At 72.1% G+C, this 13525-nt stretch carries 10 protein-coding genes and 1 pseudogene; 6 read left to right on the forward strand and 5 right to left on the reverse strand.

What is annotated here, in order from left to right; genetic code table 11:
• The 5 genes and pseudogenes from F8271_RS24690 to F8271_RS24710 all read right to left on the reverse strand — a co-directional run.
• Positions 1-370: pseudogene (locus F8271_RS24690) on the reverse strand (hypothetical protein); the annotation flags it as partial.
• 55 nt (positions 371-425) lie between these two features.
• Positions 426-2900 (reverse strand): AAA family ATPase, encoded by a 2475-nt coding sequence (locus F8271_RS24695; protein ID WP_151492216.1) that lies wholly within the window; start codon positions 2898-2900, stop codon positions 426-428.
• Positions 2900-4048, reverse strand: coding sequence for an exonuclease SbcCD subunit D (locus F8271_RS24700; RefSeq protein ID WP_151492217.1), 1149 nt, complete (start codon positions 4046-4048; stop codon positions 2900-2902). Before F8271_RS24700 ends, F8271_RS24695 begins: the two co-directional genes overlap by 1 nt.
• A 14-nt stretch (positions 4049-4062) precedes the next feature.
• Positions 4063-5814 (reverse strand): ATP-binding protein, encoded by a 1752-nt coding sequence (locus F8271_RS24705; RefSeq protein ID WP_151492218.1) that lies wholly within the window; start codon positions 5812-5814, stop codon positions 4063-4065.
• A 148-nt stretch (positions 5815-5962) separates the two neighbouring features.
• Positions 5963-6709, reverse strand: a complete 747-nt coding sequence (locus F8271_RS24710; RefSeq protein WP_151492219.1) for a pyrimidine reductase family protein — start codon at positions 6707-6709, stop codon at positions 5963-5965.
• 150 nt (positions 6710-6859) lie between these two features.
• On the opposite strand from F8271_RS24710, the gene F8271_RS24715 reads away from it, so the two are divergent.
• The 6 genes from F8271_RS24715 to F8271_RS24740 all read left to right on the forward strand — a co-directional run.
• The gene (locus F8271_RS24715) at positions 6860-7411 is read left to right on the forward strand and encodes a plasmid pRiA4b ORF-3 family protein (protein ID WP_151492220.1); all 552 of its coding nucleotides are present in this window, start codon (positions 6860-6862) and stop codon (positions 7409-7411) included.
• Between the two features lie 262 nt (positions 7412-7673).
• Entirely contained in the window at positions 7674-8981 is a 1308-nt protein-coding gene (locus F8271_RS24720; protein WP_151492221.1) for an ABC transporter substrate-binding protein, read from the forward strand.
• A gap of 113 nt (positions 8982-9094) precedes the next feature.
• Complete coding sequence (locus tag F8271_RS24725; protein ID WP_151492222.1) at positions 9095-10081, forward strand: carbohydrate ABC transporter permease; 987 nt, start codon at positions 9095-9097, stop codon at positions 10079-10081.
• A gap of 13 nt (positions 10082-10094) precedes the next feature.
• A complete protein-coding gene (locus F8271_RS24730; RefSeq protein WP_370461962.1) occupies positions 10095-10997 on the forward strand; it encodes a carbohydrate ABC transporter permease in 903 nt (300 codons plus the stop codon).
• Positions 10994-12409: a GH1 family beta-glucosidase gene (locus tag F8271_RS24735; RefSeq protein ID WP_151492223.1), complete on the forward strand. Its 1416-nt coding sequence runs from the start codon at positions 10994-10996 to the stop codon at positions 12407-12409. The genes F8271_RS24730 and F8271_RS24735 overlap by 4 nt, the downstream gene beginning before the upstream one ends.
• A gap of 82 nt (positions 12410-12491) precedes the next feature.
• The coding region (locus tag F8271_RS24740; protein ID WP_151492224.1) for a LacI family DNA-binding transcriptional regulator at positions 12492-13525 on the forward strand (1034 nt) is incomplete at its 3' end.

The following is a 13525-nucleotide window of genomic DNA, read 5'->3' on the forward strand; positions in this document are numbered from 1 at the left end:
CCTGTGCCGACGGGCTCGCCGTGAACAACCCCCGAGCGACCCGGGTACCCGCCAACTGCGCGGCACCCCGCCCCAGGTCACAGCGCACCACCCCGGCCGCGTACGAGGCGGCCAGCCCGGGGAACGACCCACCGTCGGCCTCGGCCGTCCAGATGCTCGCGTCGATCCGGCGGACACCGTCGACCAGCAACACCACGTCGGGCGCCCGCACCCCGGGGCGTACCCCGATCGCCCGCCAGTCCACCGCGGGCAGCTCCACGTCCGCGTCGACCTGCGCACTGCTCGGCGCGGCCGGGCCGGCGGCGGACGCCTCGAACGACGCCCCGTACGCCGGATCCCACGAGTCGACGAAGAACGCGGCGTCACTCACCGGGCTGGCCCCTCGTTCGCGACTGCGGGGCTCCGCTGCGCTGCACTCCTCGCGCTCACCGGCCGGTCCGTTCGATCCGCGCCGACCGGGCGTCCTTGCGCACCTCGAAGCGGACCGGGATCCGTTCGGCCAGCGCGGACACGTGGGTGACCACACCGACCATCCGGTCACCGCGGGCGGCCAGGTTTTCCAGGGTGGCCGCCACCGTGTCCAGCGTGGCGGCGTCCAACGTGCCGAAACCCTCGTCCAGGACGATCGACTCCAGGCTCGCGGCCGTCGTCGACATGCCGGCCAGCTGTTCGGAAAGCGCCAGCGCCAACGCCAACGACGCCTGGAACGTCTCGCCACCAGAGAGGGTGCGCACCCCCCGCCGCAGCCCCGCGTCATGGTGGTCGACGACGAAGAACTCGCCCTTGTCGTGCACCAGCTCGTACTGCCCGGCAGAGAGCTCCCGCAGGATCCCCGACGCCCCGTCGACAAGCAGGTCCAGCGCCTCGGCCAGCAGCCACCGCTCGAAGTTGTTGGCCCGCAGGTGCCCGGCGAGCGCGCGGGCGACCTGCGCCTCGCGCTCATGACCGGCGCGCTGTTCGCGCAGCGTCCCGGCCTGCTCGCGGCGCTCCCGCAGCAGGCGCCGGTCCGCCTCGGCCCGCTCCACGGCCACCGTCGCGGCGTGCACGGGATCGTCGCCGACCGGCACGTCCGCCGCCGCGAAGATGCCCGCGATGTGCCGCTGCACCGTGTCGGCAGCCACCTCGGCCTCGGCGACGGCCGCCGCCCGAACCGCCCGGTCGGCACGGCGGCGCTCCGCCTCGGCCGCCGCCCAGCCGGTCAACGCCGACCACGCGGCGGCCACGTCGTCCCGGTCCGTCGCGGGTGGACCGAACCGGGCCAACCCGTCACGCGTGGTGTCGAAGCCCCGCCACGCCGCCCGCAGACGCTCCTCGGCGGCGTCCACACCGCCCCGGGCCCGACGGGCGGTGTCCCGGCCGGCGCGTACCGCCGCGGCCGCCTCCTCCAGGGCACGCCGCAGCCGGGCGTGCTCGGCCAACTCCCGACGCAGCACCGCCGGCTCGGCCGCACCCGAGAGCTGCCCAGCCAGCTCGGCCAGCCGGGCGTCCACCTGCTCCTGCCGGGCGCGGGCCTGCACCAGCAGCCGCTCCAGGTCCCGTGCCGCCGCGTCCCGCTGCTGCACCGCCGCCTGCGCCGCCTTGGTGGCGGCCCGCGCCGCCTTGCCGGCCGCCGTCGCCGCCGCCACCGCCGAATCCGCCGGCACCGCCGGCACCTCGGCCACCGGCTGCTCGCACACCGGGCAGGGCGCGCCCGGATGCAGGTGCACCCGCAGGCTCACCGCCAGGTCGGTGGCCTTCGCCTCCTCGTGTGCCCGGAAGGCCGCCTCCAACTCGGCGTCGGCCCGCTCGGCGTCCGCGCGGGCGGCGGCCAGCGCGGCCACCGCCGTAACGTGCTCCTCGTCCGCCGCGCGCACCGCCGCGCGGACCGTCTCGGCCTCACCGGTCAGCCGGTCCCGATCGTCGTACGCCCGCAGCAGCAGCCGCAGCGCGCTCTCGTCCCCGGCGCCGGCCAGCTCGCCGCGCAGCTTCTCCTCCCGCTCCTCGGCCAGCGACACGCCGGTGGCCGCCGCCTCGGACTCGGCCCGTGCCGCCGTCACCGCGAGCGCCACCTCGGCCACCCCGCCCGGCGCCCGCACCCCGGCCAGCACCCCCAGCTCGTCGTCCAGGGCGGTCAGCGCCCCCGCGGCCTCCCGCGCCGCGGCCCGGGCCGCCGCCAGCTCCGGCACCGCCGCGGTCACCGCCGCGGCCAGCTCGGCCATCCGGTCGACCCGGGCGTCGGCCTCGGCCAACGCCTCGTCGTCCACGCCGGTCAGGCCGGCCAACACCTGGTCCACCGCCTCCAGGCGGGCCTCCGCCTGGGCCGCGCGTGCCGTCGCCCGTTTCTGCACGTCCTCGTAGACGCCCAGGCCGAGCAGGTTGACCAGGATCTGCTGCCGGGTCGCCGGCTTGGCGTGCAGGAAATCCGCGAACTGCCCCTGCGGCAGCACCACACAGCTGGTGAACTGCTCGTACGGCAGCCCCACCGCCTCCAGCACCGCCTGCTCCATCTCGGCGGGGGTGCCGGCCACCACCTCGCCGAGATCGTCCGGGCTCAGGCCGGTGTCCAGTTTGGTCACGTCGAAACCGGCCGGCATCAGCTGCAGCCCGGCGTTCGCGGTCTTCACGTTGCCCCGGCCGTCGCGACGGACCACCCGGGTCGCCACGTACCGGGCGCCACCGGACTCGAAGACCAGCCGCACCCGGGCCTCGGTCGCCGACGGCGCGAGCGCGTTCGCCAGCCCTCGCGTGCCACCCCAGCGGGGCACGGTGCCGTAGAGGGCGAAACAGATGGCGTCCAACACGGTGGACTTACCCGAACCGGTCGGGCCGATCAGGGCGAAGAAGTCGGCGTCGGTGAAGTCCACGGTGGTCTCGTCCCGGAAGACCGTGAACCCGGCCATGTCCAACCGCATCGGACGCATCAGTGATCGACCTCCTCGAAGAGCTCGTCGAAGAGTTCCCGGACACCCTCGTCGGCGTGACCCCGGCTGTCCAGGTAGTCGGCGAACAACTCCCGCGGCGACCGCCCCGACCGCTGCGCGATGCGCGCGCCGCTGCCCGACGCGGCCAACAACTCCGGGTCGATCCGGATCTCCAGCGCCCGGGGGAGCAGCTCCTGGACCTCCTCGCGCAGGCCGGCACGGGGTTGCTCCCGCACGTACACCCGCAGCCAGGCGTCCGGCGCCTCGATCTCGGCGAGCTGGGCCAGGGTGCCCCGCACCGTTCGTAGCGCGCTCGCCGCGGTCACCGGCACCTCCCGCACCCGCGCCGCGGTGCTCGCCGTCACCTCGACCATCGTCACCGACGGGACGTTCTCCTGCTCGCCGAAGTCGACCGCGAGCGGGCTGCCGCTGTAGCGCACCGGGCAGGGGCCCTCGACGCGCTGCGCCCGGTGCAGGTGACCCAGCGCCACGTAGTGCGCGGTCGCCGGGAAGACGGTGGCCGGCACGGCGTAACCGAGCACCGTGTGCGCGTCACGCTCACCGCCGCCGGTGGCCGCGCCGGTCACCGTCAGGTGCGCGGTGACCAGGTGCACCCGGTCCGGTTCGGTGAAACCCTCGGTGAGTCGCCCCAACACCCGGCCCAGGTGGTCGGCGTACGTCTGGTTGGTCTCCGCGGCGGTCAGCTCGTACATCTCCAGCGCGCGCACCGCGTACCGCTGGGAGAGGAACGGCAGCGCGGCCAACCGCCACCGCTCGCCACCGGCGGTGGTGCCGTCGATCACGTGCTCGTCCGGGTTTTCCCGCACCCCGCCGCGCAGCGTGATGCCGGCGGCATCGGCCCACGGGCGCAGCGCGTCCAGAGCCGGGCCGTTGTCGTGGTTGCCACCGATCGCGACCACGTCCGCGCCGGTGCGGCGCAGCGCCGTCAACGCCCGGGTGACCAGCCGGGTCGCCTCCGAGGTGGGCGCGGCCGTGTCGTAGAGGTCACCGGCGACGATCACCAGATCCGGCTGCTCGGCACGGGCGATGTCGATCACCCCGGCCAGTACGGCCTTGTGCTCCTCGGCCCGGGACTGCCCCTTGAGCACCTTGCCCACGTGCCAGTCGGAGGTGTGCAGGATCTTCATGGCTGCGCTGCCCCCTAGAACGGGATGTCGTCGTCGGTGCCGCCGCCGGAGCCCACCACGGCGAACGGGTCGGCGGACTGGGTGATCGAGCGCAGCGTCTCCGAGGGTGCCCGGCCCGCCTCGGAGACCCGGGTCGCCCAGGCCGGGAACGGGAACTCCAGGCAGAGCGGCACCGGGATGTCCGGCTGGTTGACGAACATCGTGCCGGGCTTGGCGAGCAACGCCCGCTGCCGCTGGGCCGGCGGGAGGAAGCCGTACTCCGGGCGGGACGCCTCGGCCGGGTCGAGCCGGCCGACCACCCGGATCGCCGAGTTGGTGACGATGCGCCGCTCCACCTCGCTCGCCGTCTGCTGGGCGCCGATCAGGATCACACCGAGCGACCGGCCCCGCTCGGCGATGTCCAGCAGGACCTCCTTGATCGGCGAGGAGCCCTCTCGGGGGGCGTACTTGTTGAGCTCGTCGAGGACGACGAAGAGCAGCGGCTTGGCGGTGCCCGACTTCTCCTTGCGGTCGAACTCGCTCTTGAGCGTCACACCGACCACGAACCGCTGGGCGCGGTCCGGCAGGTTGTGCAGATCGACGACGGTGACCTGCGCGGACTCGCTGGTGTTGATCGAGTGCGGGCGGCGGGTGGCCAGGTCGCCCCGGATCAGCCGGGCGAGGTCCTTCTTGCTGCCGATCAACCGCCGGGCGAACGCGTTCACGGTGCCCAGACCGACCGCGCTGCCCGCCCAGTCGGAGCGGGTCTCGTCGTCGTTGAGCGCATCGACGATGTGGTCGACCAGGTCGCCGTACGAGCCGAGCCGCACTCCGTCGATGCTCACCCCGCCGTCCGCGGGCTGGGCGTAGCGGGCCAGGTGCGCGGTGACCGAGTGGACCACCATCGTGTACTGCTGGCGCTCGTCGTCGGCGTCGGCGAAGACGTACGGCAGCAGCCGGTCGGCGCAGAACTCGCTCAACGTCCAGTAGAAGGCGTCCACCCCGGTGAGTCGGCTGCTCACGTCGGGGGTGCCGGCCGCGTCACCGACCCGGGGCGGGGCGTACACCCGCACGTCGGGGAACGCGCCGGCGGTCAGCCCCAGCTTCGCGTACGCCGCCCGGGTGGGCTCGTCGAGGCGGGTGTTGGGGTGGTCGAGGAACAGCAGGTCCTCGCCCTTGACGTTGAAGATGAGCGCCTTGGCGTTGACCGCGTCGCCGCCCAGCACCCCGGAGCGGAACACCGAGTAGAGCAGGAAGGTGGCGAAGCTGGTCTTGGTGGCCACGCCGGAGATGCCGGAGATCGAGACGTGCGCGCCCCGACTGCCGTCGAGGAAGTCGGCGTTGAGGTAGACGGGCACCCCGTCGCGGCCCATGCCCATCGGGATGCGCCGTTCCATCCGGTCGAAGTGCAGCGCCCGCGCGCGGGCGTCGCCCTCGGCCCGGTGCACCACCGCTCCCGGGGTCGGCGGCACGTAGAACTCCGGGTCGACCCGGGTGGTGGTCACCTCGGCCGCCTCCTGCACCTGCGCGGGCAGCGTGCCGTCGGCGATGGCGAACACGTCGGAGTCGAACTGGGCGCCCTCGTGCCGGGCCCGCACCTGGGTGACCACCCCGGCGATCGTCACCGGCTCGCGGTCGGGCAGCTCCCGTCGGGTCACCACCACGTCGTCGAGCTGGAGGTAGCTGCCGGGTGCCACGGCCGTCCAGAACTGCAGCGGGGTGGCGTCGGCGGTGCCCAACACCCGGCCGACCGGCTCGCCGGGGCCCTCGGGGCCGGCGTCGGTCATCGGGCGGGTCCGGTCGGTCGGGCAGCACGGTCGGCACGCATGAGGTGCATCCTGCCCGAGGAGTACGACAGGTCGCCACGCGACGCGGCGGACGACACGATGCGCCGTCACACTCGCGACGCTTGGTGTCCGGCCGGGCGACTCCCCGTCACGGGCGGGCGTGGCGGAGCATGAGGACGCCGTCGTCGGCGGCGAGCACGTGCCGCAGCGGCAGATGCCGGGGCGGTGTGGCGTCGCCGGCGGTGATCCGGCCCGGGCCCGGCCCCGCGAGCAGCGGCGAGACGGTCAGGCACAGCTCGTCCACCAGGTCGGCGGCGGTGAGCGCGCCGAACAGGTGTGGCCCGCCCTCGCAGAGCAGTTGGGTCAGCCCGCGACCGTGCAGCTCGGCGAGGCCGGCGGGCAGGTCGACCCGGTCACCGCCGCAGCGCAGCAGGTCGGCGACGTCGGTCAGGCCGGGTGGCGGGTCGGCGTCGGCGTGGGTCAGCACGATCGGGCGGACCGGCGCGTCGGCGAAGGCGGCCTGCGCCGGGTCCAGGTCGAGTGAGCCGGACACGACCACCAGCGTCGGGTACGCGGCCAGCCCGTGCGCCTGGCGCCAGGCCCGTCGGCGTTCGTCGAGCCGGACCGCCCGGTACCCCTCGTGGCGCAGCGTGCCGGCGGCCACCACCAGGGCGTCGCAGACCATCCGCAGCAGGCCGAACACCCGCTTGTCCGGCTCACCGGACAGCCCTGCGGAGTAGCCGTCCACGGTGACCGCGCCGTCCAGGCTGGCCACGAAGTTGACCCGCAGCCGGGGCCTTTCCGCGCGGCCGTAGAAGTCGGTCAGCGTGGCGTCGTCGAGTGGCTCGGTCGACGGCTCGGGCCAGAGCCGCCGGATCGGGATTCCGACGGTCATTCGCTGGCCGGACCGGTGACCGGAGGGGTCGGTCGGGCGGTACGGTGCTGGCAGTCGCACCAGTTCCGGCCCGGGCATTCGCCGTGCCGCCGGGCCCGGCACGCTCGGCAGATCATGCTGGCAGCCTAAGCCGCGGGAGGACAGGACAGCATGCCGCGTCAGATCTTCCAGCTGAAGATGTCCCTCGTCGGCGTCCGTCCGCCGGTGTGGCGTCGGGTGCTCGTGCCGGCCGGCTACACGTTGGACCGACTGCACCGGGTCGTGCAGCACGCGATGGGCTGGCGGGACTGCCACCTGCACTCGTTCGAGATCGACGCCGTCCAGTACGGCGAGCCCGACCCGGACGGGGAGCTGGCGCTGTCCGACGAGCTGGACGTGCGGCTGGACGCGGTGCTCGGCAAGGGCAGCCGGTTCTCCTACACCTACGACTTCGGCGACTGGTGGGAGCACGACCTGGTCGTCGAGGACGCGCTGACCGCGGACCCGGACGAGCGGTACCCGGTCTGCCTGGACGGTGAGCGGGCCTGCCCGCCGGAGGGTGTCGGCGGGCCGCCGGGCCACCGCGCGCTGCTGGTCGCGCTCGAGGATCCGGCCGCCGCCGATCCGCGGCTCGCCCTGGTGCGGGACTGGGCGGGTGTCAGCTACGACCCGTCGCGCTTCGACCCCGACCGGACGACCACGCTGCTGCGCCGCTTCTGCTGACCGCCGCGACCGGTCCCGACCGGGCGCGGTCGCCGCGGGCGTTCGTCCGAAACAGGGCGGTAACGATCTGGGAACGCTCCCAACAGTCTATTGACACCTTCGGGACGCCCCGGCAATCTCATGGGAGCGCTCCCGGGGAAGTGGCGGATATCTCCTCACAGCTCCCCCCGCGACGCCGCGGCCACCGGCCGGGTGACAGCAGGGCGCTGCAGCATCCCCCGCCACACGACACACCAAGCCTCACCACTTGAGAGGGGTCAGGATGAGCGTCACCTCACGTCGCCGCTTTGCGGCGATCGCGCTCGCGTCCGTCGCCGTGCTCGCCTCGGCAACCGCCTGCGGCGACGACTCGTCGTCCGGATCGGACGGCGGCAAGGTCACCCTGGTCGTCGACGTCTTCGGCGACCAGGGCTTCGGCTACGAAGATCTTTACAAGCAGTACCAGACGGAGCACCCGAACGTCACCATCCAGGAGCGCGGCAAGGGCCTGGGCCTGGGCGACTACAACACCCGGCTGACGCAGCAGATCACCGCCGGCGCCGGCGCCGGCGACGTCGTCGCCCTCGAAGAGGGCACGATCGTGCAGTTCTTCGCACAGGCCGACAAGTTCGTCAACCTGGCCGACCACGGCGCCAACGACCTCAAGGGCAACTTCCTGCCCTGGAAGTGGGAAGGTGGCCTCACGCCGGACGGCAAGGTGCTCGGCCTCGGCACCGACGTCGGTGGCATGGCCGTCTGCTACCGCAGCGACCTCTTCAAGGCCGCCGGTCTGCCGACCGACCGCGAGCAGGTCGGCGCCCTCTGGCCGACGTGGGACGCCTTCATCGAGCAGGGCAAGAAGTTCGCCGCCGCCGACACGAAGCACAAGTTCGTCGACTCGGCCACCAACTTCTACAACATCGTGCTGATGCAGACGGCGGGCGCCGGCAGCGGCTACACCTACTTCGACAAGAGCAACAAGCTCGTCGTCGGCGAGAACCCGGACGTGCAGTCCGCGTTCCAGCAGACCACCAAGATGATCAGCGCGGGTCTGTCGAACAACCTGCGGAGCTTCTCCAACGAGTGGAACGCCGGCTTCAAGAACGGCAGCTTCGCCACCATCGGCTGCCCGGCGTGGATGACCGGTGTCATCAAGGGTCAGGCCGGCGACGCGGCGACCGGCAAGTGGGACGTCGCCAAGGCGCCGGGCGGCGCCGGCAACTGGGGCGGTTCCTGGCTGGCCGTGCCGAAGTCCAGCAAGCACCAGAAGGAAGCCGCCGAGCTGGCCAAGTACCTGACCAGTGCCAAGAGCCAGACCGAGGCGTTCAAGAAGGTCGGCAACCTGCCCTCGTCGCCGCAGGCCCTCAACGACCCGGCCGTGCTCGCCGCCACCAACGAGTACTTCAGCGGCGCTCCGATCGGCAAGATCTTCGCCGCCGGCGCGACCGAGCTGAAGCCGGTCTACCTCGGCCCGAAGAACCAGGCCGTCCGCGACGCGGTCGAGAACGCGCTGCGCAGCATCGAGCAGGGCAAGGCCGCCGACGCCGCCTGGCAGGACGCGGTGAAGAACGGCCAGGCCGCAGGCAAGTAACGGCTGTGGATGCGCTCACGGGTGGTGCCGGACTCCGGCACCACCCGTGAACCCGCGTCGGAACGCCCTGCCGCGGCGCCCACGACGGTGCCGCCGAGTGTGAAGGACCGCTCATGAGCTCCCTGAAGACCCCCGCGCCACCGGGTGCGTCGGACCGCCGGTCGCGCCCAGCCCCGCGGCACTCACCGGCGCGCCGCCGGCAGCTGAACCGGCTGGACCTGCGCTTCACCCCGTACGTCTTCGTCCTGCCCTTCTTCGTGCTCTTCGCGATCTTCGGCGTCTACCCGATCGTCTACACGTTCTGGATCGCGATGACCGACCGGTCACCGATGAACACGACGATCAGCTTCGTCGGCCTGGACAACTTCGTCGAGCTGTTCACCAACGATCCGCAGTTCTGGAACGCGGTGGTGAACACCTTCGGGATGTTCGCGCTCTCCACCATCCCGCAGCTGATCATCGCGCTGCTGCTGGCGAACGCGCTGAACCGGCGCATCCGCGGCCAGATGTTCTTCCGGCTGGCCATCGCGATGCCGATCATCACCTCGACCGCCGTGGTGGCGCTCATCTTCTCGATGATCTACGCCCGCGACTTCGGCCTGGTGAACTGGCTGCTCGACCTGGTCGGCCTCGGCCCGATCGACTGGCGGGCCAACCGATTCGCCTCCTGGTTCGCCATCGCCACCATGGTCGACTGGCGGTGGGTGGGCTACAACGCCCTGATCTACCTCGCGGCGATGCAGTCGATCAACAAGGACGTGTACGAGGCGGCCGCGCTCGACGGCGCGTCCCAGCGTCGGCAGTTCTGGTCGATCACCATCCCCCAGCTGCGTCCCACCATCATCTTCACGCTGATCATCTCGACCATCGGCGGTCTGCAGCTCTTCACCGAGCCGCTCATGTTCACCAGCGGCTCGGGCGCACTCTCCGGCGGCACGGAGGGGCAGTTCCAGACGATCACGATGTATCTGCTGGACGTGATGAACCAGCGGTTCCGGTGGGGGTACGCGGGCGCCGTCGCGCTGGTGCTCTTCCTGCTGATCGCGTCCGTCTCGTTCCTCAACTACCTGCTGGCCCGCCGAATCAGCTCCGACAAGTGAGGGTGGCGCACCCATGACCATGACCACTCTTCGACCGCCGGCGGCGCTGCCGCCGACCGGGCGTACCGGCCTCCGCCATCGGGCGGAGAAGCTCTGGACGGCCAGCCCGCTGACCTGGATCGGGCTCGTCTTCGGCGTGATCCTGTCGCTCTTCCCGTTCTACTGGATGATCGTCATCGCCTCGCGGACCAGCGACGCGGCCAACTCCTGGCCGCCGCCCTTCCTGCCGGGCGGCAAGCTGGGCGAGAACATCCAGCGGGTGCTCGACAACGGCGACGCGAACATCGTCAAGGGCCTGATGAACTCGTTCCTGGTGTCGGGCACGATCACGGTGGCGACCGTGTTCTTCGGCTCGCTCGCCGGGTTCGCGTTCGCGAAACTGCGCTTCCGCGGCAAGAACGCGCTGCTGTTGATCATCCTGGCCTCGATGATGATCCCCATCCAGCTCGGCGTGCTGCCGCTGTACATCCTGATGGCGAAGCTGGAATGGCTGAACACCATGCCGTCGGTGACCGTGCCGTTCCTGATCGGCGGATTCGGCATCTTCATGATGCGCCAGTACGCCGAACAGGCGGTGCCCAACGAGCTGATCGAGGCAGCCCGGGTCGACGGCTGCTCCACCTGGCGCATCTACTGGCACGTGGTGGTGCCGGCGCTGCGCCCCGCGGCGGCCGTACTCGGGCTGCTCACCTTCATGGAGCAGTGGAACCAGTTCTTCTGGCCCTTCGTGGTGCTCGCCGACCCGGCCAATCCGACCGTGCAGATCTCGCTGCGCAGTCTGAACACCGCGTACTTCGCGGACAACTCGCAGATCTTCGCGGGTACGTTGATCGCCACCCTTCCCCTGTTCATCGTGTTCGTCCTGTTCGGCCGCCAGATCATTGGCGGGATCATGGAAGGTGCCGTCAAGTCGTGAGCAACCCCGCCAGCCCACCCGCCGTCGACGTCCTCGACGAGCGCCCCGGGCTGACCTTCCCACCCGGCTTCCTCTGGGGCGCCGCGACCGCGGCTTACCAGATCGAGGGGGCGGCGGCCGAGGGTGGCCGCACCCCGTCGATCTGGGACACCTTCAGCCACACCGAGGGCCGGGTGGTCAACGGACACACCGGCGACGTGGCCTGCGACCACTACCACCGGGTCGGTGACGACGTCGCGCTGATGGCCGAGCTGGGCCTGAAGTCGTACCGTTTCTCGGTCTCCTGGCCCCGGGTGCAGCCCGGCGGCACCGGCCCGGCCAACCAGCGCGGCCTCGACTTCTACCGGCGGCTGGTCGACAACCTGCTGGCCAACGGCATCGAGCCGTGGCTGACCCTCTACCACTGGGACCTGCCGCAGCCGCTGGAGGACGCCGGTGGCTGGCCGGCCCGCGACACCGCGGCGCGTTTCGCCGACTACACGACGCTGGTGGCCGACGCGCTCGGCGACCGGGTGCGCTACTGGACCACGCTCAACGAGCCGTGGTGCTCGGCGTTCCTCGGCTACGGCTCCGGCGTGCACGCGCCCGGCCGCACCGACGGCGCGGACGCGGTCCGGGCCGGGCACCACCTGATGCTCGGTCACGGCCTGGCCGTGCAGGCGTTGCGGGCCACCCGGCCGGACGCCGAGGTGGGTGTGACGGTCAACCTCTACCCGGTGGACCCGGCCAGCGACGCTCCGGCGGACGTGGACGCGGCCCGGCGGATCGACGGGTTGGCCAACCGGTTCTTCCTCGACCCGCTGCTGCGCGGGTCGTACCCGCAGGACCTGGTGACCGACCTGCGCGCGGTGACCGACTTCGGCCACGTGCAGGACGGCGACCTGGCGACCATCGCCACGCCGCTGGACATGGTCGGCGTCAACTACTACAGCCGGCACGTCGTATCCGCCGCGACCGAGGCCGACCCGGGCCCCTCATGCTGGCCGGGCAGCGAGGACGTCCGGTTCGTCACCCGGGGTGTCCCGGTCACCGACATGGGCTGGGAGATCGACGCCCCCGGCCTGCTGGAGACCCTGCGGCGCGTGCACGACGACTACACCGACCTGCCGTTGTACGTCACCGAGAACGGATCCGCGTTCGTCGACACGGTGGTCGACGGGCAGGTCGACGACGTCGACCGGTTGGCCTACTTCGACGCCCACCTGCGCGCCTCCCACGAGGCGATCAACGCGGGGGTGCCCCTGCGGGGATACTTCGCCTGGTCGTTGATGGATAATTTCGAGTGGGCCTGGGGTTACACGAAGCGGTTCGGCATGATCCATGTCGACTACGACAGCCAGGTCCGCATTCCCAAGTCCAGCGCCAGGTGGTACGCCTCGGTGATCCGACGCAACGGTCTGGCCGCACAATAGGCTCGGGCCAGCCATCAGGGCGGTCCTGGTGTCCACCCCCCGCTGGTGGCACCGGGTCCGCCCGCCGTCGGAGGAGCAGACGATGACAACGCAGCGCACCCGGTCGCTCGGGCGCCCGACCCTCGACGCGGTCGCGGCGCGCGCCGGCGTCGGCCGGGGCACGGTCTCCCGCGTCGTCAACGGCTCGCCCCAGGTCAGCCCGGAGGCCCGGGCCGCCGTCCAGCAGGCGATCGCCGAGCTGGGGTACGTGCCGAACCGGGCGGCCCGTGCGCTGGTCACCCAGCGGACCGACTCCGTGGCGCTGGTGGTGTCCGAATCCGGCGAGCGGGTCTTCACCGAGCCGTTCTTCGCCGCCATCGTGCGGGGGATCAGCTCCGGTCTGCTGGAGACGCCGATGCAGCTCTGGCTGGCCATGGCCCAGTCGCCGGTGGAGCGGGAGCGCGTCGAGCACCACCTCACCAACCAGCACGTCGACGGCGTACTGCTGCTGTCGCTGCACGACTCGGACCCGCTGCCGACCCTGCTGGAGGAACGCGGCCTGCCCGCGGTGCTCGGCGGCCGGCCGGCCCGGATGCTGCAACCCGGCGCCCAGCCGGCCTGGTTCGTCGACGTGGACAACGTTGGCGGGGCCCGGCAGGCCGTGGAGTACCTGGCCGGGCGGGGGCGGCGCCGGATCGCCACCATCGCCGGCCCGCAGGACATGGGCGCCGGCCTGGCCCGGTTGGCCGGCTACACCGAGGCCGTCAAGGCCACCGGGGCCGGCGTCAACCCCGACCTGATCGCGTACGGCGACTTCAGCGAGGGCAGCGGCGCGAACGCCATGCGCCGGCTGCTGGACGCCTGCCCGGACCTCGACGCCGTCTTCGTCGCGTCCGACCTGATGGCGTTCGGTGCGCTGCGCGCCCTGCGTGAGGCCGGTCGGCGGGTGCCCGAGGACGTCGCGGTGATCGGCTTCGACGACGCGCCGATCGCCCGGCAGGCCGACCCGCCGTTGACCACGGTCTTTCAGCCGGTGGAGGAGATGGGCCGGCAGATGGCCCGCCTCCTGGTGGCCCGGATCCGCGGCGAGGACCTCCCCGCCCCCCACATCCTCCTGGACACCCAACTAGTCCACCG

This window comes from Micromonospora sp. ALFpr18c (assembly GCF_008868155.1).
Classification (GTDB): domain Bacteria; phylum Actinomycetota; class Actinomycetes; order Mycobacteriales; family Micromonosporaceae; genus Micromonospora.